Annotated in this window: 20 protein-coding genes; 13 read left to right on the top strand and 7 right to left on the bottom strand. The window is 71.2% G+C overall.

Going from position 1 to position 24,311, the window contains the following annotated elements:
* Window positions 1–376, top strand: a 376-nt coding sequence (locus ACNAVT_RS31005; RefSeq protein WP_416301467.1) for a zinc ribbon domain-containing protein, incomplete at its 5' end; no start/stop codon positions are given.
* Window positions 377–394: 18 nt separating this feature from the next.
* The gene (locus tag ACNAVT_RS31000) at window positions 395–1,768 is read left to right on the top strand and encodes a WD40 repeat domain-containing protein (protein WP_416301465.1); all 1,374 of its coding nucleotides are present in this window, start codon (window positions 395–397) and stop codon (window positions 1,766–1,768) included.
* Window positions 1,769–1,825: 57 nt separating this feature from the next.
* On the opposite strand, the gene ACNAVT_RS30995 is transcribed toward ACNAVT_RS31000, so the two are convergent.
* The 4 genes from ACNAVT_RS30995 to tnpA form a co-directional block, all read right to left on the bottom strand.
* Window positions 1,826–3,145: an ABC transporter permease gene (locus ACNAVT_RS30995; protein WP_416301463.1), complete on the bottom strand. Its 1,320-nt coding sequence runs from the start codon at window positions 3,143–3,145 to the stop codon at window positions 1,826–1,828.
* Window positions 3,142–3,918, bottom strand: a complete 777-nt coding sequence (locus tag ACNAVT_RS30990) for an ABC transporter ATP-binding protein (RefSeq protein WP_416301461.1) — start codon at window positions 3,916–3,918, stop codon at window positions 3,142–3,144. Before ACNAVT_RS30990 ends, ACNAVT_RS30995 begins: the two co-directional genes overlap by 4 nt.
* Window positions 3,915–4,805, bottom strand: coding sequence for an efflux RND transporter periplasmic adaptor subunit (locus ACNAVT_RS30985; RefSeq protein WP_416301459.1), 891 nt, complete (start codon window positions 4,803–4,805; stop codon window positions 3,915–3,917). Before ACNAVT_RS30985 ends, ACNAVT_RS30990 begins: the two co-directional genes overlap by 4 nt.
* Before the next feature lie 365 nt (window positions 4,806–5,170).
* Window positions 5,171–5,602: an IS200/IS605 family transposase gene (tnpA, locus tag ACNAVT_RS30980; RefSeq protein ID WP_416301457.1), complete on the bottom strand. Its 432-nt coding sequence runs from the start codon at window positions 5,600–5,602 to the stop codon at window positions 5,171–5,173.
* Between the two features lie 23 nt (window positions 5,603–5,625).
* On the opposite strand from tnpA, the gene ACNAVT_RS30975 reads away from it, so the two are divergent.
* On the top strand, window positions 5,626–6,777 hold the full coding sequence (locus ACNAVT_RS30975; RefSeq protein WP_416301455.1) for an RNA-guided endonuclease InsQ/TnpB family protein: 1,152 nt from the start codon (window positions 5,626–5,628) through the stop codon (window positions 6,775–6,777).
* A gap of 41 nt (window positions 6,778–6,818) precedes the next feature.
* Here the strand turns inward: ACNAVT_RS30975 and ACNAVT_RS30970 are convergent, their stop codons facing one another.
* The gene (locus tag ACNAVT_RS30970) at window positions 6,819–7,526 is read right to left on the bottom strand and encodes a spermidine synthase (protein WP_416301454.1); all 708 of its coding nucleotides are present in this window, start codon (window positions 7,524–7,526) and stop codon (window positions 6,819–6,821) included.
* Window positions 7,527–7,620: 94 nt separating this feature from the next.
* On the opposite strand from ACNAVT_RS30970, the gene ACNAVT_RS30965 reads away from it, so the two are divergent.
* Both ACNAVT_RS30965 and ACNAVT_RS30960 read left to right on the top strand, forming a co-directional pair.
* Window positions 7,621–10,128, top strand: a complete 2,508-nt coding sequence (locus tag ACNAVT_RS30965) for a glycoside hydrolase family 65 protein (RefSeq protein WP_416301452.1) — start codon at window positions 7,621–7,623, stop codon at window positions 10,126–10,128.
* 99 nt (window positions 10,129–10,227) lie between these two features.
* On the top strand, window positions 10,228–10,560 hold the full coding sequence (locus tag ACNAVT_RS30960) for a nuclear transport factor 2 family protein (protein ID WP_416301450.1): 333 nt from the start codon (window positions 10,228–10,230) through the stop codon (window positions 10,558–10,560).
* A 97-nt stretch (window positions 10,561–10,657) separates the two neighbouring features.
* Here ACNAVT_RS30960 and ACNAVT_RS30955 read toward each other — a convergent pair whose 3' ends face one another.
* Window positions 10,658–11,401 carry an N-acetyltransferase gene (locus ACNAVT_RS30955; protein ID WP_416301449.1) on the bottom strand — a complete coding sequence of 248 codons (744 nt, stop codon included), beginning with the start codon at window positions 11,399–11,401 and terminating at the stop codon, window positions 10,658–10,660.
* 111 nt (window positions 11,402–11,512) lie between these two features.
* Complete coding sequence (locus tag ACNAVT_RS30950) at window positions 11,513–13,516, bottom strand: N-acetylmuramoyl-L-alanine amidase (protein ID WP_416301448.1); 2,004 nt, start codon at window positions 13,514–13,516, stop codon at window positions 11,513–11,515.
* Between the two features lie 200 nt (window positions 13,517–13,716).
* Between ACNAVT_RS30950 and ACNAVT_RS30945 the strand changes: the two genes are divergently transcribed.
* The 8 genes from ACNAVT_RS30945 (at window position 13,717) to ACNAVT_RS30910 (ending at window position 23,990) form a co-directional block, all read left to right on the top strand.
* Window positions 13,717–14,760, top strand: coding sequence for a LacI family DNA-binding transcriptional regulator (locus ACNAVT_RS30945; RefSeq protein ID WP_416301447.1), 1,044 nt, complete (start codon window positions 13,717–13,719; stop codon window positions 14,758–14,760).
* Between the two features lie 67 nt (window positions 14,761–14,827).
* A complete protein-coding gene (locus tag ACNAVT_RS30940) occupies window positions 14,828–16,111 on the top strand; it encodes an extracellular solute-binding protein (RefSeq protein WP_416301446.1) in 1,284 nt (427 codons plus the stop codon).
* Complete coding sequence (locus tag ACNAVT_RS30935) at window positions 16,111–17,037, top strand: carbohydrate ABC transporter permease (RefSeq protein WP_416301444.1); 927 nt, start codon at window positions 16,111–16,113, stop codon at window positions 17,035–17,037. Before ACNAVT_RS30940 ends, ACNAVT_RS30935 begins: the two co-directional genes overlap by 1 nt.
* Before the next feature lies 1 nt (window position 17,038).
* The gene (locus tag ACNAVT_RS30930) at window positions 17,039–17,944 is read left to right on the top strand and encodes a carbohydrate ABC transporter permease (RefSeq protein ID WP_416301443.1); all 906 of its coding nucleotides are present in this window, start codon (window positions 17,039–17,041) and stop codon (window positions 17,942–17,944) included.
* 5 nt (window positions 17,945–17,949) lie between these two features.
* Window positions 17,950–19,020, top strand: coding sequence for a hypothetical protein (locus ACNAVT_RS30925; RefSeq protein WP_416301441.1), 1,071 nt, complete (start codon window positions 17,950–17,952; stop codon window positions 19,018–19,020).
* 67 nt (window positions 19,021–19,087) lie between these two features.
* On the top strand, window positions 19,088–20,323 hold the full coding sequence (locus tag ACNAVT_RS30920; protein ID WP_416301440.1) for a Gfo/Idh/MocA family protein: 1,236 nt from the start codon (window positions 19,088–19,090) through the stop codon (window positions 20,321–20,323).
* Between the two features lie 14 nt (window positions 20,324–20,337).
* Window positions 20,338–22,353: a hypothetical protein gene (locus ACNAVT_RS30915; RefSeq protein ID WP_416301438.1), complete on the top strand. Its 2,016-nt coding sequence runs from the start codon at window positions 20,338–20,340 to the stop codon at window positions 22,351–22,353.
* Complete coding sequence (locus ACNAVT_RS30910) at window positions 22,350–23,990, top strand: alpha-amylase family glycosyl hydrolase (RefSeq protein ID WP_416301436.1); 1,641 nt, start codon at window positions 22,350–22,352, stop codon at window positions 23,988–23,990. The genes ACNAVT_RS30915 and ACNAVT_RS30910 overlap by 4 nt, the downstream gene beginning before the upstream one ends.
* Window positions 23,991–24,311: the final 321 nt, after the last annotated feature.

Below are 24,311 nucleotides of genomic sequence, written 5' to 3'. Positions count from 1 at the left end.
GGTGGCGTACAAGACCGCATGGAACGGCGGCCGGCTGGTGGTGGCTGACCGGTGGTATCCCTCCAGCAAGACCTGCTCGGCCTGCGGCACGGTGAAAACCAAGCTGGCCCTGTCCGAGCGCACCTACACCTGCACCACCTGCGGCCTGGTCCTCGACCGCGATGTGAACGCCGCACGTAACCTCGCCGCGATCGCGGCTGAGGCGACCACCGCCGGGAGTGGCCCGGTGGCAGGACGTGGAGCCGACCGTAAGACCCGCCCCAGCGGGCCGGTGGCCGTGAAACGTCAACCCGGCACCACCCAGGCGGGTAAGACCGGGACCGTCCCACCCTCAGGCGGGACTGCCGATCACGTGCTCACCAGCGCGCGCTGTTAGGTAACGGTCGTTCACATCATGAGAGAACTGTTCGCCACCCTGCCGGACGAGCCGCCGCCGTTGCCGCCCGGCTACCTGGAGACTGTGCTCGGCCGGGCCCGCCGCTCGGTTCGGCGCCGGCGGATCGGCACCGCCACGGTGGGGGCAGTCGTCGTGCTCCTCCTGGCCGTCCTGGTTGTGCCTGGCGTCCAGTTTCCCGTCCAGCCGGCAGCCCCGTCGGCGAAGCCGAGCCTGCCGGATCAGTTCGCCGGGTACTCGATACTCACCAGCAGCGTCAGGAGCGCTCCGCCCGGCCGTGCGATCGCCCTCTACGGCTATGGCAACGGAGAGGCGTTCAACATGTTCCAGTCGCTGGTCGTCGGGGCCGACGGTGACACGTACCGGCGCGTCGACGCCATGGAGGAGCGGGACCAGCCGTCGGCGCTGCTCGCTCCGGACGGTACCCGCGTACTGCTCGGCGACGACCGCGGCGCGATCGGCGACCTGATCCTCCTCGACCTGGCCACCGGCAAGCGCCGATCGATCCCGATCGGCGACCCGGTCGGCGTGCGGCTGCTGGCCTGGTCCCCCGACGGCCGCTATGTCGCGTACAGCGCCGCGCCCCTCACCGGCTCCGACTTGTCCGGCACCGTCGAGTTCGTCGACGGCACGGTGGGTCGCACCGGCACGCTGCGGTTGCTCGACCTGTCGACCGGACACAGCACAGAGGTGCCGGCGATCAAACCGGCGTGGACGGCGGCGTTCGCGCCGGACAGTCGGCGGCTCGCCGTGCAGGTCGGTCAGGCGGCCCACCTGTTCGACCTCGACGGCCGCGAGTACGGCAGTGTCCCGATCGCGGACGGGCGCGAGTTGGCCGCCAATGTCGGCTGGTCGCCGGACGGCAGGTTCCTCGCCACCGTGCCCTGGTTGGGGGACGGTCCGTTTGACGGCACCGTCGGGGGCCTCACCGACCATGGCAGCTTCCTGTACAAGGTGGGCGACGTCGACTTCGTGCCCGTCATGGACGCCGGCACGCCACCGGCGCGGGTTCAGGACGTCGTGCGACTGCTCGGCTGGCGCTCGGCGGGCAGTGTGGTCGTCGCGACCATCAACGACGCGGGTCACGCGTTGCTGGCGGAGGTGCAACTCGGCGGCGGCACCCGCCGGACACTGTCCCGCTTCGACACCGGCCATACCTGCGAGCTGGGCACCCAGAACTGCGAGATCTTCGACCTGCACCTCGCCACCGGTCTGCTGCCCGACCTGGCGGTCCGGAGTGCTGGTCGCCCGCAGCGCGGCCCTTGGCAGATGCTCGTGAACGCCGTCATCGGCGTCGGCCTCGTCGGCGCCGCGTTCCTGCTCTGGCGCCGGATACGTCGGTCGGTGCGTCTGGGACGACGGGGAGTGGAGTAGCCGTGTCGACGACGTGGCGGCGGGCTCGCCGCCGATCCCTCATACCTGCGCCACGGCTCAGGCGCGCATGACGGTGGCGATCGGGATGCGGGCGGCGCGGATGGCCGGGATGAGGCCGCCGAGCAGTCCGGCGACCAGGCCGGCGATGACCCCTGCGGCGCCTGCCTGCCAGGGAAACACGAGATCCGCCAGGAACGGCTCCCGATCGCCGAACAGCGCGCTGATCGCGGCCAATCCGAGCGCGGACAGCCCGATGGCGGCGGCCGCGGTGAGGAGGCCGGTCAGCAGTGTCTCTGCGAGGACGATGCCGGCAAGCAGCGACCGTGAGGTGCCCACGGCGCGCCGCAGGGCGAATTCCTCGACCCGCTCTCCGACGGTCGCGAGCCCGACGTTGAGGATGCCGGCGACGCCGATGAGCAGGACCAGGCCGGCCATGCCGAGGAAGATCCAGCGGATGAGCGCCAACTCCTTGGCGATGTCCTTGCGCGCCTGGATCGTCTCGAATTGGACCTGCTCCGCGGGCATCCCGCTGGCCGTGAGGCGGATCCGCAGCAGCTGCTCCAGGTCGCCGGCCGTGGGCGCGAGCATCACCTGCAGCCCCGGACCGTATGCGCCACTGTTGCCGGCGTGGGGCACCCAGTTCTGCAGCTCATCGGCCCGGGTGTACGCGCTGGGCTGCGGATTGCCGTCGTCGATGACCCCGATGATGCGCGGCGTCGGGTTGGCGACCGCCCCCTCGACGCGCATCTCGGCCGGCACCTGGTGGCGCGCGAAGCCCTTGGCCGCCTCGAGGTTGATGACGATCCGTGGGGACAACGACGGGTCGGAGGAGAAGTCCAGCCACTGGCCGGACACCGGCCGGAAGGGCCGGAACTGGCGGATGTCGCCGGTCAGCGCGTTGAGGCTCAGCTCGATCGCCGCGCCGGGGACGGCCGGGGCGTCGCCGGCCGTCTCCACGGGCTGGCAGTAACCGCGAGCGTCGCAGTACATCTCGGGGCCCGCGTACGGCCCGCCGCCCGGCTGGTCGAACGGGGCGGCACCGGGGTTGACCGGGGTGACGCCCGGCTCTCCGATGATCGCCTGGGTGGTGGAGACCGCGACCGCGTCCGGCCGCCCCTTCAGGGTGTCCTGGCTGATCTGGATGGTGTCGGCAGTGCCCGGCAGGTAGGTCTGCCGGGTGCCGTCCTTGCCCATGTGCAGCTCCAGATCAGCCAGCCGAGCGTTCTTGGCGGTCTCGGCGCCGACCTGTACGACCACGACGGCCATCACCCCCAGGAACAGGCTCACCATCGACAGGAGGGTGCGGGTCTTGCGGGCCCGGATGCCCTGGCCCCCGATGATCAGAGCCGAGCGGAACCGCCCCGAGAGCCGGATCACGCCGTCACCCCGCGGAGTTCGTCATCGGTCCGGTTGGGCCCGGTCGCCGCCCTGTGCCGCGCCGGCCCGCTCACTGAAGCACCCTCCCTGTCGGTGGCCGGATGAAGTTTCCCGTCGCTGAGGCGCAGCACGCGCTGCATCTTGTTGGCGTGGTCCCAGTCGTGAGTGACCAGGATCAGACCACAGCCCCGGTCGGCCGCTGCGCGCATCACCTCGATCACCAGGTTGCCCGTCTCAGTGTCCAGCGCGCCGGTCGGCTCGTCGGCCAGCAGCAGACGCGGCTCCCGGACGAGCGCCCGGGCGATCGCCACCCGCTGCTGTTCGCCGCCGGAGAGGCGGGCCGGCCGGTGCTTGGCCAGATGCGCGATGCCGACCTCGTCGAGGGCTGCCATGGTCCTGGCCCTGCGTTTGCGGCGCGGCAGCCAGCCTTGACCGTTGACCAGGGCCATCGCCACGTTCTGCGCGGCGGTCAGGTGCTTGAGCAGGAAGAACCGCTGGAACACGAAGCCGAACTCGGCGCTGCGCAACGCTGCCGCCTTGCGCTCCGGCAGCCGGGTGATGTCCCGGCCGTTCAGCAGATACTGCCCACCGTCAGGCCGGTCGAAGAGGCCGATCAGGCTGAGCAGCGTGCTCTTGCCGGACCCCGAGCGGCCAAGGATGGCCACGCTCTCGCCACTGTCGACGGTCAGGTCGGTGCCGTCGAGGATGGTGCGCGGCGCCTTCTGGCCCTTCAGCGTCTTGGTGATGCCATTGAGCTCCAGCAACGCCGTCATTTCCCGCCCATCGGCCCGGTGGGGTCGCCCTCCCCGCCGGGTTTGGCGGGTGGGAGGTTGGGGCCAGGGACCGCGACGGTCTCGTCGCCGGTGAGACCGGATTTGATCTGCACCACCTTGCCGTCGCTGAGCCCGAGGACGACGTCTCTGGTCTCCCGGGTACCGTCCGGCTGGACCACGTCCACCTTGCCCCGGCCCTGCCCGCCGGCGACCGCTTCAACCGGGAGCACCAGCGCCTTGGCAGCCCTCGCGGTCACCACCTCGAGCGTGGCGCTGGCACCGTTGATCAGCTTCACCTTGGCGGGGGCGGTGCACACCAGGCGCATCCCGGTCGGTTCCGACGGCTCGGGCCTGTCCTGCTGGTCCGGGCCGGGCCGGACGACTGGCGGGGCGGACGGCTGGGCGGACGGATCGGCGGACGGCTCGGCGGCCGGCGGGTCCGGGATGGTGCCGGCGGGCAGGGCGGCGATGGTGCCGAGCACCTTGCACGGGAACGGCCCCGGGCCGCTCTTGATCTGGGCCTGGACTGTCGCGAGCGCATCCGAGATCTTGTACGCCTGCTCGCCGTCGATGTCGGCGACGAGCCCGTAGCCGACCTTCTTGGCTGAAACGATGGGCATCCCGGCGGTCACATTGGAGCGGTCGTCCACCAGCCGGCCGGCGAACACCGCACCCGCCGGGATCTCGATGCGGTGCGCCTTGCCGGACGCCCAAATGGTCGCCACCCTTGTCGGCTTGCTCGGCGTACGTTGTGGCGTCTCGACATCGAGATAGCGCACCTGCCCGGCGACCGGGGCCACGATCCCGAACACCGGGTTGATGGTCACCTTGCCGGAGAGGCTCACCTTGTTGGCAAGGTCCTGGCGGGTGGGCTGCACCGTGGTCATTGTCGTGCCACGGGCCGCGAGACCAGGGGTTTCCGCCTGCGCGCTCGGCTCGCTGCAGCCGCTAGCGGCGGCCACGAACATCGCGAGGACGCAGAGTGACAGTAGCCTTCGCACCGCTACCCCTAACTCGATCACTTCGGGCGAACACCTGGCAAGACGTGGGGGTCGGCGACCGGTTGCCCGCAGATTGGGGCGACCTCGGCGACAATCGACCCGCCGAAGACTACCGTTGGCCCTCCCGGTCCGCTGCCCGCCTCGCAGATAAGCCGATATCTCGTAGGAAACTGTTGGTACCGGCTACGTCGGATCTATTCAGCGGTTGATAGGGCGGGAACCCTGGCCGTTTACGGCCGGGAGGAACGCCGTCACGGACCGGGACGTTTCTGGTTCTCGATGTACTCCTTGACCATCGTGAGGGGCGCGCCGCCGCATGACCCGGCGAAGTACGAGGGCGACCATAGATGCTCGCCCCACAGGTACTTGCGCAGGTGTCCGGCGAACTCGCGGCGCAGGTATCGAGATGAGACGCCCTTGAGGCTGTTGACCAGCCGCGACAGGGCGACGCTCGGCGGGTAGTGGACGAGCAGATGCACGTGGTCGTCCTCGCCGTTGAACTCCCGCAGTTCGGCGCCGAAGTCCCGGCACACCTCGGCCATGACCTGCTGCCAGCGGGTGAGGATCGGATCGGTGAGCGCCCCGCGCCGGTACTTCGTGGTGAAGACCAAGTGCGCGTGAAGGTTGTAGACGACCGAGCGTCCCCGGCGAACTTCCGGGTCTGGGGTCCATCGTGGTGACATAGACCAAATGATTCGATGATGGTGTGAAGTTGGTGGTGCAGGTGAAGCTCCTGCCGACACCCGACGAGGCTGCGGCGCTGGAGGCGACCCTGCGCGCCTGCAACGCCGCGGCATTCGATGTCGCAGTGATGGCACGGGAGATCGACTGCTACCGCAACTACGACCTGCGCCGGCACGCCTACCACGGCATCAAGGACGACTACGGGCTCGGCGCGCAGGCCGCCCAGCACGTCATTAAGAAGGTCGCCGACGTATACAAGACGCTCGCAGGTAACCTCAAGGCCGGCAACTATGGGAAGCCCGGATCGAAGCGCCGCCGCAAGGTCGAGACCAACCCGATCATGTTCCGCTGGGACGCCGCCCAGCCCTACGACGCAAGGATGCTGTCGTGGCAGCACGACGCCCGCGTCGTCTCCATCTGGACCGTGCAAGGGCGGCTCAAACAGGTCGCGTTCACCGGCTCCCCCGACCAGATCAAGGCCGTCGAAATCCATCCGGTCGGCGAGTCCGACCTGGTGCACCGGGACGGCATGTGGTTCCTGTACGCCACGGTTGAGGTGGACGCGCCGCAGGTCTATGAGCCGGACGGATTCCTCGGTGTCGACATGGGGATCGCGAACATCGCCTACGACTCCGACGACACCCGTTACGCCGGAACCAAGCTCAACGGCTACCGGCGCCGCCAGCAGCGGCTCAGGAAGCGGTTGCAGGAGAAAGGCACCAAGTCGGCGAAACGGCTCCTGGCCCGCCGCCGCCGGAAGGAAACGCGGCACACCGCGAACGTCAACCACACCATCGCCAAGAGCATCGTGACCGAGGCTGCACGCACCGGCCGCGGCATTGCCGTCGAGAAACTGACGGGGATTCGCGACCGGGTCCGGCTGAGGAAGCCCCAACGGGTCACGCTGCACTCTTGGGCGTTCCACCAACTCGGCGCGTTCCTGGTCTACAAGGCGCGCCGGGCGGGTGTACCGCTGGTCGAGATCGACCCCCGGTACACCTCCCAGACCTGTGCAGCTTGCGGGTATCGGGACAAACGGAACCGACCCAACCAGGAAACCTTCATCTGTCGGTCGTGTGGGGTCGTTGCCCACGCCGACCACAATGCGGCTCGCAACATCGCTTCGCGTGGTGTCGTGAGCTGGGGCGCAGTCAATCGCCCGCACGCGGCCTAGCCTCGCAGCCAGCGAGGACAGTGATCCGCAAGCCCGCCCATTCATGGGCGGGTAGTTGACTCCTTGCCGGGCCGGCGATCCCACTCATCTGGAATGCGGGTCCTGCGGGCCAGGTAGACGACGTCCGGTTCGCCGCGCGGCACATCGACGAGGTGAGTGGTGACCGGACCGATCACCGCCTCCAGGCGGGCGGCGTACGCCGGGGCGGCCGAGGCGCTCCAGACCGCCAGCACGCCGCCGTCAGCCAGCCGATCCCGCAGCAATGCGGTGCCGGCCTCGTCGTACAGCGCGGCGTTGGGCGGGAACACGGTCCAGTCGGGGCCGTTGTCGATGTCGAGGCAGATGGCGTCGAAGACGTTGTTCGTGCTGCGCAGCCAGGCCAGGAGATCGTGGTTCACGACCCGCACCCGGGGGTCGCGCAGACCGTCGCGGCTGTAGGGGGCCAGGCTACGGCGATGCCATTCGATGAGCGTGTCCTCGATCTCCAGCACGACGATCTCTCCGGGGACCGTGGACGCCGCCGCCTCGGCCAGTGAAAAGCCCACGCCCAGCCCGCCGATCAACACCCGCGCGCCCGGTCCAACGAGATTGAGGGCCTCCCGCACGAGCAGCCGCTCCGACGCTCCGGCACGGGTGTCCATCAGGAAGACCCCGTTGCTGACGATCTCGAAGTGCCCGCCACACTGCCGGAGCACGAGCTCACCCCGGTCGGTCACTACCCGGTCGACTACCGCACCCGTATGGCTCACCACGCCAATCTAGGCCGAAAGATCAGTTTTGACGCGCGATTTCGGTTTCGGTCGGGCGTTTGCCGAGCCCGAAACGGGGAAACGGCATCGCGCCGTGGAAGAGGAGTACGGGGTGCCGGCGGACGTGGACCCGGGGTGCGAGCTGTGCAGCAGACCTCCGCCGCCCGGTTGGACGTTGGCGTATCGGGACGGCGAGGCGCCGGGCGAGGAAGGTACGCGGGAGACGATCCTGACCCTGGGCAACGGGTATCTGGCCACCCGCGGGGCGGCCCCGGAGGCGTCGGCCGACGGCGTCCACTATCCGGGCACCTACCTCGCCGGCTTCCACAACCGGCTCTCCGGCATGGAGGGCGACGAGAGCATCGTCAACCTGCCGAACTGGCTTCCGTTGACGTTCCGTGCCGCCGGCGGTGACTGGTTCGCGCCGGGGCAGGGGCGGCGGGTGCACGAGCACCGGATGCTGGATCTGCGGCGCGGGGTGTACCTGCGGGAGTTGGTGGTGGTCGACCGGAAACGGCGGCGTACCCGGGTTCGGCAGCGCCGGCTGGTGTCGATGGCGAATCCTCATCTGGCGGCGCTGGAGACGAGCATCATCGCGGAGAACTGGTCCGGCCGGCTGGAGATCATGTCGGGCATCGACGGTGGGGTGGTCAACGCGAACGCGCCGGCGGAAGCCGGGAGCTGCGGCCGGCACCTCACCGATGTGGCGACCGGCGGGGACGACGCGGAGACCGTCTGGCTGACGGCGGTGACGACCAACTCACGACACCAGGTGGCCGTGGCGGCCCGGACCAGGATCACCGACGGCGTCGCCCACAGCAGGCAGCTGCTGCACGGGACGGACGATGTGAGCCTCTTGATCGGGATCGACGTGACGTCCGGGGAACGCGTCGTGGTGGAGAAGACCGTCATGGTCTTCTCCAACCGGGACCGGGTGGTGTCCGTGCCGTTGACCGCCGCCGGCGAAGGGCTGCGGCAGGCGGGGACCTTCGAAACGGCGCTGGCCGAGCACGCCGCCGCGTGGTCGCAGCTGTGGGCGCGGTTCCGGCTCGACGTCGGCGAGGAGCACGCCTGGCAGGTGCCGGTACGGGTGCACACCTTCCACCTGCTGCAGACGCTGTCGCCGCACGTCATCGGCCTGGACGCCGGGGTGCCCGCCCGGGGGCTGCACGGCGAGGGCTACCACGGGCACATCTTCTGGGACGAGCTGTTCGTCTATCCGTACCTGAATCTGCGGATGCCGGAGCTGACCCGTGCCCTGCTGGAGTACCGGCACCGGCGGTTGACCGCGGCGCGGCGGCAGGCGGCCGGGGCGGGTATGCCGGGCGCCCTGTTTCCCTGGCAGAGCGGCGACAGCGGCCGGGATGAGAGCCCGTCCCGTTCGCCGTCCCCGGTGACGGGGGAGTGGATGGACGACTACACCGGCCGGCAGCAGCACGTCAATCTGGCGGTGGCGTACTGCGTGTGGCGGTACTGGGAGACGACAGGTGATCTGTCGTTCCTCGCCGCGTCCGGGCTGGAGCTGCTGGTCGAGACGGCGCGGTTCTGGGCCGGGCTGGCAACCTACGACCCGGTCGACGACCGGTATGACATTCGCGGGGTGATGGGGCCGGACGAGTTCCACGACGGGTACCCGGGCCGGCCGGGCCAGGGGCTGGACAACTGCGCGTACATCAACGTGATGGTCGCCTGGGTCCTCGGCCGCGCGGTGGAGGCCTGCGCGATCGTCGGCCGGCATCCGGGGGCCAGGCCGTGGCGTGAGGTCGCCCCGACCGACGACGAGCGGCGCCGGTGGGCACACGTCGGGCGGCGGCTGCGGCTGGCCTTCCTCGACGACGGGATACTCGCCCAGTTCGAGGGGTACGACGACCTGGCGGAGCTGGACTGGGACCGGTACCGGCAGCGGTACGGCGACCTGCGGCAGCTGGGGCCGCTGCTGCAGGCCGAGGGAGGCCACCCGAACCATTACCGGATCTCCAAGCAGGCCGACGTGCTGATGCTGCTGTACCTGTTCAGCGCCGAGGAACTCACCGCGCTGGTGCGCGGCCTCGGGTACGAGTTCGACCCCGACCGGATCCCCGCCACCGTCGACTACTACCTGTCCCGTACGAGCCACGGATCCACCCTGAGCCGGGTCGCGCACGCATGGGTGCTGGCCCGCACGGACCGTCGTCGCTCCTTCGAGATGCTGGTGACCGCGCTCGGCACCGACCTCGCGGATCCGGAGCGCGGCTCGACGCGAAACGGGATCCATCTCGGCGCCAGTGCCGGCACGCTGGACATCCTGCAACGCTGCTACACCGGCCTGGAGATTCGCGACGACCTGCTCCGGCTCAATCCGCTGCTGCCCGAAGGGCTCGACGGCCTCGATTTCGTGATCCGGTACCGCAACCAGTTGATCTCCCTGCATGTGGATCACGAACGGTTGCGGATCTCCGCCGCCCCCGGGGCGGACCAGCCCGCCCCGGTGGCGGTGCGGGACCGGACCTTCCAGCTCGCCCCCGGTGCGACCGTCACCGTCGACCTGCGGTCTCCGGACCTGGCGGCCAGCCAACCGGATCAGCGCGGCGCGCCGCCAATTCCCGCCGGGGAGAGCGGGTGAGGCCGCCCCGCAGGCGGGTCGGGTGCGGACCCGACGCCTACCCGAGCGCGTTCGTGGTAGTCAGCCCCGACGAACGGGCCCCGACCTGAGGAGAGAGACATGACCGTCACGATTCCCGACGTGATCGTCCGCTACTACCGGCTCATCGGCGAACCCGACATCGACGCCTTCGTCGCCTGCTTCACCGACAACGCGATCGTCGCCGACGAGGACCGGACCTACCAGGGCCCGGCGGCGATCCGGGCCTGGCGCGAGCGGACCGCGGCCGAGTACGCCTACGACGCCGTGCCGGAGACGGTCGAGGAAGAGGCCGGCGGCAACATCGTGGTGACGACCCTCGTCACTGGCACGTTCCCGGGCAGCCCGGTCCGGCTTCGCTACCGCTTCACGCTCCGCGACGGTCTGATCGGCGCCCTGGACATCCGCCAGTAGGGCGAGCGCCGTTCGGTGCACGGCGATCGGCAGGGTGGTGCGGCTCCAGCGCGCCGAGCAGGACGTGCAGGCCGTAGGTGACCGCGTTGTCGTACCGCTAAAGGCGGTGACGGACCCAGACGTTGGGCTCGACGTAGACGGCGTGGTCGTGCGCCACGTCGCAGTGCACCGGCACCAGGGCGCCCGGCACGTGCACCGGTCCGCTGGTGTCGAACGGGAGGCCGGTCCAGGAGCGCCAGTCGGCGAGCGTCCCGCTGATCATCATGGAGCGGGTGGCGACGCGTTCGATGCGCCCGCCGGCGCGCACGTGCACCCGCAGCCACGGGTCGACGGGCAGGCCGTCCTCGCGGACCTGCGCCGCGTACTCGCTCATCGGCAGGTCGGGTCGGGTGTGCTTGCCGCTCGGGCGCACCGGCGCGACCAGGGTGTCGTAGCCCCGCTTCGCGGCGGCCTCCCGCATGGCGGTGAGCATCAGCGCGGACAGTCCGCCGCCGCGCCGGTCGGGCCGGATGCAGATCTCCAGGGCGGAGACGATGTTCGGGGTTGCGCCGGTGAGGCGGGTGATGGTGGCCCGCTGGATCACCCGGTCCCAGCCGCCGTCGGGCAGCTCGTCCTCCGTCCAGCGCAACGGCACGGCGTACGCGCGAGCGACGGCGCGACCCGGCTCGTCGGAGTCGACGGCGACGAACACGAACTCGGGGTAGAGGTCGTGGGCGACGCTGTAGTACACGGAGCCCATCGGATCCCAGAGCATGAACTGCGGCCACGCCCCGTCGAAGCCGTCGTCGAGCAGCGGGGCGAGGTCGGGCCGGTCGGCGAGGCTCACGATGTCGATGGTCACGCCCGGAACCGTAGAGCGTCGAGCCACGCCGAGCACGTCAGTTTTTCGGGACGGTCCCCGGAACGGGCCCCCTCTCGCATGGAGAGGGGGCCCGGCTCGTGCCAGGGACGGTCAGTGGGGCGCGCCCACCGCCGACGGCTGGATCAGCACGTCGTCCATGTTGACGAACATGATCCGGTGGCCGAACTGGATCTGGACGTACGTCGTCTCGCCACGGATCACCGTGAAGTCACCGGGGAAGGTGCCGGCGAAGGTGTACGCCTTGTAGAACTCGCTCGGCGCGACCTGGCCGACCGCGTACCGCTGTCCGGCGGACAGCGTGTACTGCAGCGGGGTGATGGTCTGGTACGGCGCGCCGGCCGGGTAGGCGGCCTCCTCCGGGTACGCCCGGCCGTAGACCGGAACGGTCGTCTTGCCGGGCTTGGGCGTCACCACGAAGCCGGTCGCCCACTTCGCGACGGGGGCGGCGGCCGGGTTGTAGAACCATGCCTTCTGGCCGAGGTACCAGACGGCCGTCCAGTCGCCCTGCCGGTCCGCGATGGCATACGTCTGGCCGGCGGAGGCCCGGGCGCCGTGGTCGGAGGCCTCCATCGTGGATGGCGCCCCGTCCGGGTGCAGCCCGATGTCGGTGACCAGCGGGGCGTCGTGGCGGGGGGCGCTGTGCAGGATCACCGACGACGAGCCGCGCAGCGGGCAGGGCTCGCTGGTCGGGTTGTCGTTCTCGTCCAGAGTGCAGCCCCAGAACGCGGGGCGGTTACTGGCAAAGTCCGGGTCCATGGTGACCAGCCCGGTCCGCGGCGTGCCGGTGCCGTGGAACGGCGCCTTGAGCAGGTCGAAGTAGTGCGACCAGTCCCAGTACGGGCCCGGATCCCAGTGCATGCCGCGGACCGTCGACGGGACGGTGCCGGGCACGTTGTCGTGGCCGATGATGTGCTGGCGGTCCAGCGGGATGTCGAACCGCTTCGCGAGGTACCCCACGAGCTTGGCCGAGTTGCGGTACAGGGCCTCGGTGTACCAGGTGCCCTGACGGGCGAAGCCCTCGTGCTCGATGCCGATCGACTTGCTGTTGATGTACCAGTTGCCGGCCTGCCAGGCGACGTCCTTGGTCCGGACGTGCTGCGCGGTGTGCCCGTCGCCCGAGCGCATCGTGTAGTGCCAGCTCACGTACGCCGGATCCTGCACCAGCTCCAGCGTCCTGGCGTAGGTCTCCTCGGTGTCGTGGATGACGATGTAGTCGATCTTCTGCCGGGCCGGTCGGTCGGACAAATCGTGGTTGCCGTAGTACTCCGGGTCCGTCCCGTCGCCCAGCAGCTGGTACGGCGCCGGGATCCACTCGCAGGCCAGCTCCGCCGGGCACTCCACGCCGTCGGCCCGGGCCACCTTCCGCAGGCCGAGCTTGCCGAGCCAGGACTTCTGCGGTGCCACCGCGCGGGCGGCGAGGGCCACCCGCTGCCCGTCGTCGGTCATGCGGGCCGCGCCGGTTCGGATCGTCGCGTACACCTCGTCCGCGAAGCTCGCCGCGGAGTCGGTGCTGTCGGAGCCGGAATAGCGGGCCACCGCGCCGTACCAGGCGGCGGGGTCGGTGCCGACGCCGACCGGGGCGCCGATCTCCTTCTGGTACGACGCCAGCAGTGCGGCACCGCCCCGGATGTTGGCCGTCGGGTCGGACCTGAGCGCGTCCTTCCCGCTGCCGGTGGCCGCCGCGGCGGCGTCCAAGGTCTGCAGCGCCGCCTCGGCGGCCGGGCCGACAGCGGGTTTCCCGAGGTGGATCGGGGCTCGGGAATCGTCGCCGCGCGGGTCCTCCGCCGGACCGTAGTGGCCAGGCTCGCCCAGGCTGCTGACATACCGTGCGTCGGTGAGGTGCATCGGGCCGTACCCCGCGCTGGTGCTGGGGGTGCCGGCGTTGGTGTCCCAGCGGGACTCCAGGTACGACACGGCGAGCAGGACGGACTCCGGGACGCCGTACTCGGCAGATGCCGCCGCGTACTGCTGCTGTCGGTTGGCGGACGTGGGGCTCGCCGCGGGCGCCGGGCCGGCCGGCGCGAGCGTCGCGGCGCCGACCAGCGCGGTGCTGAGCAGGATCCGCCCGCCGATGGGCGCTCGTGATCGGGGCATAAGACCTCCGTTCAGGGGTTGCTCAGTGGCCACCCTCGCCCCGACCGGCCTTCGTGTCAATGGGTGCCGATCGAACGTAGGGCGATGCAAGAAATCTTCAAGCGGCGGCCGTTGATCCATTCACTAAACCGGTCTAGCATCTTCCAAACCGGTTTAGTGACCGTCCGCACGCGACTCGCCGGCACGGGAAGGAGGCCACGTTGGTCAGACCACCTCGACCGACGATCACCGATGTCGCCCGTGCCGCGGGCGTCTCCAAGGGAGCGGTCTCCTTCGCCCTCAACGGCCGGCCCGGGGTGGCCGAGGAGACCCGTCAGCGGATCCTGGCGGCGGCGAAGGAGCTGGGCTGGACCCCGAGCCACCGGGCGCGGGCCCTGTCCGCCTCCCGGGCGTTCGCCGTCGGTCTGGTGCTCGCCCGCCCGCCGGAGCTGCTCGGCGCCGACCCGTTCTTCCCCGCCTTCATCGCCGGGGTGGAACGCGTCCTGGCCGAGCGGAACCAGGCGCTGGTCCTGCAGGTGGTCACCAACCAGCGGGCGGAGGAGGACGGCTATCGGCGGCTGGCCGCCGACGGGCGGGTGGACGGGGTCTTCCTCCTGGACCTGCGGGTCGCCGATCCGCGGATCGCCCTCCTGAGGCAGCTGCGGCTGCCCGCCGTCACCCTCGGCCGTCCCGACGTGGCCAGTCCGTTCCCGGCGGTGCTCGTCGACGACCGGCCGGGGATCACCGCCGCGGTCAGCCATCTGGTGGAGCTGGGGCATCGGCACGTCGCGCACGTCGGCGGCCCGGAGCACTTCCTGCACGGCGCCACCCGGCGGGATGCCTGGGAGGGCGCGCTGCGGGCTGCCGGGCTGCCGCCGGGGCCGTGCGTGTCCTCCGACTTCTCGGCGGCCGGTGGGGCCCGGGCCACCCGGCAACTGCTCGACCTGGCCGACCCGCCCAGCGGGATCATCTACGCCAATGACGTGATGGCGATGGCCGGCATGGCCGTGGCCCGGGAACGGGGCGTCGACGTCCCGGGCGGGCTCTCGGTCACCGGCTTCGACGACACCGAGCTGGCCGCCCACATCAGCCCGGCACTGACCAGCGTCAGGACCGATCCGTCGGGTTGGGGCCGGGTCGCCGCTCGTACCCTGCTCGACCTCATCGACGGCGACGGCGCCACGGACGTCGAGATGCCTCCCGCGCAGCTCGTCGTCCGTGCCTCCACCGCTGCACCACCACCCACACCACACCAATCGCCGTGACCAGCCGGCCGGGCATCGCCTCGGCCCGGGCGGTCGAGCGTCACGGCAGTCCAGATCGGAGACCGATATGAAACGTACCGTCCCCGCCGCGTTCCTCGTCCTCTCCCTGGGCCTCACCGCAGCCTGCGGTGACGGCGGCTCCGACACCAAGGCCGACTCCTCGGCCAAGGGGCCGATCACCATCTGGCTGTCGAACAACAAGGAGGAACTGGCCTGGGGCACCGCGATGGTCGACGCGTGGAACAGCCAGCACGCCGACCAGAAGATCACCGCGCAGGAGATCCCGGCGGGCAAGTCGTCCGAGGAGGTCATCGGCGCGGCGATCACCGCCGGCAACGCCCCCTGCCTGATCTTCAACACCGCCCCGGCCGCGGTGCCGCAGTTCCAGAAGCAGGGCGGCCTCGTGGCGCTCGACAGCTTCGACGGAGCCGCCGACTACATCAAGCAGCGCACCGGCGCCGCCGCCGACCAGTACAAGTCGCCCGACGGCAAGTTCTACCAGCTTCCCTGGAAGTCCAACCCCGTGATGATCTTCTACAACAAGGAGATCCTCGCGAAGGCCGGCATCGACGCGGACAAGCCGGCGCTCGCCACGTACGACGAGTTCCTCACCACCGCTCGTAAGATCAAGTCGTCCGGCGCCGCGCCGGCCGCGATCTACCCGGCCCCGAGCAGCGAGTTCTTCCAGTCGTGGTTCGACTACTACCCGCTGTTCGCCGCGGAGACCGGCGGTAAGCAACTGGTCGAGAACGGCAAGGCCCAGTTCGACTCGCCAGAAGGGCAGCGGGTCGCGGAGTTCTGGAAGAAGCTCTACGACGAGGGCCTCGCGCCGAAGGAGAAGTACAACGGCGACTCGTTCGCCGACGGCAAGGCCGCGATGGCCATTGTCGGCCCGTGGGCGATCGCGGTGTACGGCGACAAGGTGAAGTGGGGGGCGGCCCCGGTGCCGACGTCCACGGGCAAGCCCGCGGCCGAGGTCAAGACCTTCAGCGACGCCAAGAACGTCGCCATGTACTCGGCCTGCAAGAACCGTGCCACCGCGTGGGAGGTGCTGAAGTTCGCCACCAGCAAGGAGCAGGACGGCAACCTGCTGCAGGCCACCGGCCAGATGCCGCTGCGGGCCGACCTGCCGTCGACCTACCCGGACTACTTCGCGAAGAACCCGGCCTACCAGACCTTCGCCGACCAGGCCGGGCGCACCGTCGAGGTGCCTAACGTGCCGAACTCCATCACCATCTGGCAGACGTTCCGGGACGCGTACTCCGAGTCCGTGATCTTCGGCAAGCGGTCGGTGGCGGAGTCGTTCTCCGAGGCCGCGCAGAAGGCCACCGGGCTGGCCGGGCAGTCCTGATGCCCGGGCCGCTCAGTCGGGAAGGATCCCGGCGCGGCCCGCAGCGCCGGGTGGCGGCCGTTCTCGGCCGCCACCCGGTCGGCGCAGTTCTCGTCGCGCCGTACGCGGTGTTCCTCGCGCTGGTGTTCGCCTACCCGTTCGGGTTCTCGGTATGGATCAGCTTCCACGACTACTTCTTCACCGCACCGGGCGTGCCGGTCGACCGCCCGTTCGTCGGGCTGGCCAACTACACCGCCGTCCTGGGTGATCCGGCCGTCCGGCAGGCGTTCGGCAACATCGTCGTGTTCCTGCTGATCAACGTGCCGCTCACCACCGTTCTGGCACTGCTGCTGGCGACCGCGCTCAACGATGCCATCCGCGCGCGCACCTTCCTGCGGGTGGCCTACTACGTGCCCTATGTGACCGCGAGCGTCGCGGTGGTGGGCGTGTGGCTGTTCCTGTTCAACTCCGGCGGCCTGGTCAACAAGCTGCTGGGCCCGCTGGCACCGGAACCGTCCTGGCTGGTCAACGAGCGCCTGGCGATGCCGACCGTCGCGATCTACGTCGCCTGGAAGCAACTCGGCTTCTTCATCCTGCTCTACCTGGCCGCGCTGCAGAACGTGCCGAAGGAGCTGTACGAGTCGGCAGCGGTGGACGGCGCCAGCCGATGGCAGCGGTTCCGCTCGGTGACCGTGCCGGCCGTCCGCCCGGCCACCATGCTCGTTGTGATCCTGGCGACGATCACCGGCGCGAACCTGTTCACCGAGCCGTACCTGCTCACCGGCGGCGGCGGGCCGAACGGTGCCTCCGCCTCCCCGGTGCTGCTGATGTACCAGCGCGGCATCGAGCAGGGTCAGCCGGATGTCGCGGCCGCCATCGGCGTGCTGCTCGTGATCGGGGTCGTCGCCGTCTCACTGATCAACCGACGGATCCTGGAGAGGCCCTGAGATGACACGCGTCGTGCCAGACATCGCGCCGCGTTCCACCGAGCGGCGTGGCAAACCCTCGTCGGGCGGGCGGGGATCCGGCCGCGGCTGGGCCGTGCTGCGTTGGGTCCTGCTCGCCGGCGGCGCGGTGGCGTTCCTCTTCCCGTTCTACTACATGCTCATCGGCTCGCTGCAGGCCGAGCCGGACACCTCGCCCGCCGGCGCCCTCCCGTCGGCGAAGCTCACCCTCGGCAACTATCGCGACATCAACGAGCGGGTCGACCTGGTCGGGTCGCTGGTCAACTCCGGCATCTTCACCGGCGGGGTCATCCTCGCCACGCTGGTCTTCGGCGTGCTGGCCGGCTACGCCCTGGCCCGGCTCAGCTTCCGCGGCCGGGGCGCGCTCTTCGCCCTGGTGCTGCTGGTCCAGGTGGTGCCGTTCCAGCTGCTGCTGATCCCGCTCTACGTGCTCATCGTGCGCAGCTACGGCCTGGCCGACTCCTATCTCGGCATGATCCTGCCGTACGCCATCAACACCACGGCGGTCTTCGTCTTCCGGCAGTTCTTCCTGCAACTGCCCGATGACCTGTTCGCCGCCGCCCGGGTCGACGGCGCGGGCGAGGTCCGCGTCCTGTGGTCGATCGCCCTGCCGCTGGTACGCCCGGCGCTGCTGACCGCCGTGCTCCTGACGTTCATCGGGCCGTGGAACGAGTTCCTCTGGCCGTTCCTGATCACCAAGCAGGCCGACATGCAGCCCCTTGCCGTGTCGCTCGCCAACTACATGACCAACGTCGCCGCGCGGACCGCCAACCCGTACGGCGCGATCCTGGCTGGCGCCTGCGTCCTGGCAGCCCCGGCCGTGGCGCTGTTCGTCGCCTTCCAGCGCCACTTCACCTCCACCAACATCGGATCTGGCGTAAAGGGTTGAACCAATTGACTGTCTCCACCGCCGTCCCGTACACCCTCACCCGACTCGGCGTGGTCATGGCGCCCGAACCGGGGGAGCCGCTGGAAGTCGAGGGGGTGCTCAACCCGGCCAGCGGGCGTACCCCGGACGGCAAGCTGCACCTGCTGCCCCGGCTGGTCGCCGAGGGGAACGTCTCCCGGGTCGGGCTCGCCGAGGTCGAGCTCCGCGACGGGATTCCGGCCGGGGTGGTCCGGCGTGGCGTCGTGCTCGCCCCCGACGAGGGCTGGGAGCGCGGGTTGAACAACGCCGGGGTCGAGGACCCGCGCACCACCTGGGTGCCGGGCCTCGACCGTCACCTGATGACGTACGTCGCCTACGGTCCGCTGGGCCCGCGGCTGGCCCTGGCCGTCTCCACCGACCTGCGCAGCTGGCGCCGGCTCGGCCCGGTGCAGTTCGCCTACCAGCCGGGCCTGGACACCGACCTGAACCTCTTCCCGAACAAGGACGCGGTCTTCTTCCCCGAGCCGGTGCCCGGCCCCGACGGCCGCCCCTGCTACGCGATGCTGCACCGGCCGATGTGGGACCTGGGCTGGTTCCGCCCCGGCGAGGGGGTGCACCTGCCGGCCGGGGTCGCCGACGAGCGGCCCGGCATCTGGATTTCCTACGTCCCGGCGGAGGAGGTGCACACGGACATCACCGCGCTGGTCCGGCTCCGCGACCACCGCTGCGTCGCCCTGTCCGAGTTCCCTTACGAGGAGCTGAAGATCGGTGCCGGCCCGCCGCCGGTACGGGTGGAGGGGGGCTGGCTGCTCATCCACCACGGGGTGACCGGCCACATCCCCGACACCTTCGACCCCAGCACTCAGAAGGTCGAGTACGCGGCCGGGGCGATGCTGCTCGACCCGGCCGACCCGGGCCGGGTGCTGGCCCGCACCGCCCAGCCGATCCTGGTGCCCGAGACCGAGGACGAGCGCTCCGGCACCGTCCCGAATGTGGTCTTCCCCACCGCGATCGAGGAGGTGGACGGAGTCCGGTACGTCTTCTACGGCATGGCCGACGCCAAGATCGGCGTCGCCCGGCTCGACCGTGTCCGGTGAGCTGTGTGGCCGGGTCCGGCCGGCCCTCGTGACTGGGTCGGTCGCGCCGACCTTGCGGAGCCCGGCAGTGCTGCGGCTCGGCGTCGTCGGGGCCGGCGGCTTCGCCACCTTCCTCACCGGCGCCCTGCGGGACCTGCCGGACGTGGCGGTCACCGTGGTCGCGGACCCGGACAACGACCGGGCCGGGCGGCTGGCCAGGACCCTGGCCGCCCGGCCGGTGCCGGACTGGCGGGCGCTGGTCACCGCCGACGACGTGGACGTCGTGGTGGTGGCCACCCCGCCGGCCGGGCACGCGGAGACCATCCTCGCGGCGTTGCGCGCCGGCCGGCACGTCTTCGCCGAGAAACCCCTGGCCACCAACGAGGACGAGGCCGCCAGCATCCGGGACGCGGTTGCCGCCACCGGCCGCGTCCTGGTGGTCGACCACGTGCTGCGCTACAACCCGGTGTTGCGGGCGCTGGCCCGGCTGCGCGACCCACGATTCGCGGCGCCGCCCGGCGCTCCGTCCGACCCGCTGCTCGGCCCGGTCCGGCGGCTCGCCTTCGAGAACGACGCCAGCGACGAGGACCTCGGACCGGAGCACTGGTTCTGGGACGAGCGGGTCAGCGGCGGGATCTTCGTGGAGCACGGCGTGCACTTCTTCGACGCGGCCGACGCCCTGGTCGGCGCGGCGCCCGAGTCGGTGCAGGGCATGCTCGGCCACCGCCCGGGCAGCGACCTGGCCGACCTGGCGGTGGCCACCACCCGGTATCCCGACGGCGCACTGGCGACCTTCGCGCACGGCTTCAGCCACGCCCACCGGTGTGAGCGGCAACTGATGCGGATCGACTTCGGCACCGCCGAGGCCCGGGTGACCGGCTGGATCCCGGTGCACGCCACCGTCGACCTCTGGACCGACGACGCCGGAGCGGAGCTCGTCGAGCACCTGCCAGCCCGGGCCGGGGAACTGCTCGCTGTCGACGGCCACCGGTTGCGGGACCCGGCCGTCACGGTCGTCGTGCGCCGACACGCCGGCCCCGCGCATGCCCGGGAGCGCGGCCGGCAGCGGCAACTGCCGCACCACTGCCGGATCACCGTCGACCTCGGCGGTGAGGCCGCCAAACCGTACGCCTACGCCGAGAGCGTGCGCGCCGCCATGCACGACCTGGTGCGCTGCGTCCGTACCGGCGGCCGGCCCGTCGCCGGAGTCACCGAGGGTGCGACCGCGGTCACCGTCGCCGCCGCGGCCGCCCGCTCCGCCCGCGAGGACCGCACCGTCCACCTCCGACGGTCCTCGGAACACCCCACCGCCTGCCCGTCCTGATCGAGGAGACCCCCGTGAAACGCCGATCGCTGCTGCTGGGCGGCCTCGCAGTCACCACCCCGCTGCTGGCCGCCACCCCGGCCGGCGCCGCCGCGCCCGCTCCGAGCATGACCCCCCTGACCAACCTCGCCCACCTGGACTTCCTCCGGCAGGAGGTGACGCCGCCGCACCAGCCCGGGCACACCACCTACCGGCTCGCCGACATTCCCGCCGTCGGGGCGCTCTGGACCTATGCCGAGCCCGGGCCGGGCGGCACGTTCCGCCGCGTGGGCGGTGGCGCCTACCACCCGGACACCGACACCTGGGGGCAGGGCGCCTTCAATGCCGACGACATCTCCCGGGCCGCAGTGGTCTATCTGCGACACTGGCGGCTGACCGGGGCCGCCGCCAGCCGGGACGCCGCCTACCAGCTGCTGCGCGGCCTGACCTACCTGCAGACCGCCGACGGCCCGTACGCCGGCAACGTGGTGCTGTGGATGCAGCCGGACGGCACGCTCAACCCGAGCGCCGAGCCGAAGGAACTGCCCGACCCGTCCGACAGCGACGCGTCGTACTGGCTGGCCCGGACCGTCTGGGCGCTCGGCGAAGGGTACGCCGCGTTCCGCGACACCGACCCGGACTTCGCCGGCTTCCTGCGTACCCGCCTCGACCTGGCCATCGCCGCCGTGCAGCGCCAGGTGCTCGTCCGCTATCAGCAGTGGCAGACCATCGACGGGGAACGTACCCCGGCCTGGCTGATCGTCGACGGCGCGGACGCCACCGCCGAAGCCGTCATCGGACTCGCTGCCTACGTCGAAGCCGGTGGCGGCGCCACCGCCCGCCGGGCCCTGCGCCAACTCGCCGAGGGCATCGCCGCCCTCGCCGACGGTGGCATGCGGGAATGGCCGTTCGGCGCGGTACGCCCCTGGGCGCTGTCCCGCTCGGTGTGGCACGGCTGGGGCGCCCAGATGCCGGCCGCGCTCGCCCGGGCGGCCCAGGTCCTCAACGACCGGGCCCTGCTGGACCCCGCCGTCACCGATTCCGCCGTCTTCACCCCGTGGCTGCTCACCTCCGGCGGCCCGGACAACGGCCGGCTGCCCACCCGCACCGACCGCACCCAGATCGCCTACGGCGTCGACTCCCGGGTGCAGTCGCTGCTCGCCGTCGCCGACGCCACCGGACGTCCCGGATTCGCGCAACTCGCCGCCCTCACCGCCGCCTGGTGGTTCGGCGCCAACCCGGCCGGCACACCCGGCTACGACCCGCGCACCGGCCGGGCCATCGACGGCATCAACGGCGACGGGCAGGTCAACCGGAACTCCGGTGCCGAGTCCACCATCCACACCCTGCTCAGCATGCTCGCCCTGGACGCCCGGCCGGAGGTGGCCGCCCTCGCCCGCCACACCGAGATCGTCGAACGGGTCGGCGCGGTGACCCTGGAAGCCGAGCACGCCGTGCGCCTGGGCGGCGCGACCGTGGTCACCCCACCATCGGCGTGGACCGGTGAGTCACTGATCAGCGTGGCGTATGTCGACCTGCCCGCCGGGGCTGGGCTGCGGTGGCAGCTCCCGCCGGCCGACCAACCCCGGCTGGTGTCGCCCGTGGTGGACCTGCGCCCCGGCGTACCGGCCCGGACTCGCTGGCGCAGCGACGCCGGACCGCTCGGCGAGGTCGACCACGCCCGGGTCGGCGCCCAGGGCAACTCCCCGGCGCCGGGCGCGCTGCTCCCGGTCACCCTGCCCCGCGAACTCGCCGCCCACGCCACCGAACTGACCGCCGAGGCAACGGCCCGAGACACGGCCACCGTGGACGCGGTCATGCTGGAGCCGCTCGTCTCCCGGCTCACCCTGGCCGGCGACGGGCGGAGCACGACCCTGCTGCGCAGCGCCGCCCGAGCCCGCCGGACCACGGAGGTCACCGCCGGCGGCACCGGCCCGACCACGGTGGAGGCGTACGACGCGGCAGGCGTGCTCCGCTCCCGGAGCACCGGAACCACCGCCACCCTGCGAGTCACCGTGCTGCCCGGCGGCTTCACCCTGGTCCGCCGGTGACCCGGTCCGCGCCGAGGGAGCCCTGGTGGCGTGCCGGTGTCTGCTACCAGGTGTACGTCCGCAGCTTCGCCGACTCCGACGGTGACGGGACCGGTGACCTGCCGGGGGTGACCGCCCGCCTGTCCCACCTGGCCTCCCTCGGCGTGGACGCCGTCTGGCTGACCCCGTTCTATCCGTCACCGATGGTCGACGGCGGATACGACGTCGTCGACCATCGCGATGTCGACCCGCTCTTCGGCGCCCTCGCCGACGTCGACGCGCTCGTCGCCGAGGCACACCGGCTCGGCCTGCGGGTCGTCTGCGACCTGGTACCCAACCACACCTCGGACCGGCACCCCTGGTTCCGGGCGGCCCTGGCCGCGCCGCCGGGCAGCGCCGCCCGCCGCCGGTACGTCTTCCGCCCGGTGGACGACGACCAGCCGGACCAGCCACCCAACGACTGGCAGTCGGCGTTCGGCGGCAGCGCCTGGCGGCGGGTGCCGAGCCCGGACGGCGGACCCGACGAGTGGTACCTGCACCTGTTCAGCCCCGAGCAGCCCGACCTGAACTGGGACAACCCGGAGGTGCCGGCAGAGTTCCGGGACATCGTCCGGTGGTGGCTCGACCGGGGTGTGGACGGGCTGCGCATCGACATGGCGCACGCCCTGTTCAAGCACCCCGACCTGGTTGACGCAGGCCCCGGGCAGCACACCGAGTTCCGCCGCAACCACCTGATGCCGTTCTTCGACCAGGCACCCGTGCACTGCCTCTACCGGCAGTGGCGAACCATGGTCGACGCGGTGCCGGGGGAGCGGGCGCTGATCGGGGAGGTGTGCCTCTTCGACGCCGACCGGCAGGCCCGGTACGTCCGCCCGGACGAGCTGCACCAGGCGTTCACCTTCGAGCTGCTGGAGTGCGACTGGTCCGCCCCAGCGCTGCGGGACACCATCGGGCGCACGCTCGAGGCGTACCGCCGGGTCGGTGCCCTCCCGGCCTGGGTGCTGAACAGCCACGACGCGACCCGGACCGTCACCCGTTACGGCGGGGGAGAGCGGGGGCTGCGCCGGGCCCGGGCCGCCGCCCTGCTGATGCTGGCGCTGCCAGGCGCGGCCTACGTCTACCAGGGCGAGGAGCTGGGGCTGCCCCAGGTGGACCTGCCCGACGAGGCGCTCCGTGACCCGGTCTGGGAACGTTCCGGGCGGACCGTACGCGGGCGGGACGGGTCTCGAGTGCCGATCCCGTGGACGGCGGACGGTGGAACGTACGGCTTCGCGCCGGAGGGCGCCGAACCGCCGTGGCTGCCGCAGCCCGACGGCTGGGGCACCTGGAGCGTGCAGCGGCAGACGGCCGATCCCGCCTCCACCCTGGCGTTCTACCAGGCGGCCATCCGGTCACGCCGAGAGTTGAGCAAGGGGGTAGCCGACAAGTTGACCTGGTGGGACATCGGGCTCGACGTGGTGGGGTTCCGGCGCGGTGAGGGGTTCGGCTGCGCGGTCAACCTCGGCGACCGCGCGGTGCCGCTGACCGACGTCGGCCGGCTGCTGCTGACGAGCGCACCGGTCCCACCGGCGGACGAGAGCACCCTGCTGCCACCAGACACCGCGGTGTGGTTCGTGCCAGCTTGCCACGATGCAGGGGGACACGCCCGCCGCGGGTGAGCCCGCCTGCTGGTCGGCCCTGCCCGGGCGGGTGGATCTGGAGCTCGGTGGCGAGCTGTGGTTCTGGAAGGTCCCAGCGCCGAGGCATTTCCTCACCCGCTGCGGGCGTCGGTGCGGAAGGCCGACGGGCTCCAGGTCGGGAACTGGTGGCGGTCCGGCTGACCGTCGACATCTGAGCGGTTGGTCTACAGGCGTAGCCGGGTGGCGCGGTCGTAGGTGTCGGCGGGGTCTTCGCCGTCGGTGAGGTTGAGGTCTTCGACGATGCGGCCGTCGCCGAGGCGGACGAGGCGGTCGCAGCGGGCGGCGATGGCTCGTTCGTGG

Origin of the sequence: Micromonospora sp. SL4-19, from assembly GCF_047921475.1 — a bacterium.
Classification (GTDB): domain Bacteria; phylum Actinomycetota; class Actinomycetes; order Mycobacteriales; family Micromonosporaceae; genus Micromonospora.
The sequence above is the reverse complement of the archived record's forward strand: the minus strand, read 5'-3'. Positions and strand labels throughout refer to the sequence as shown.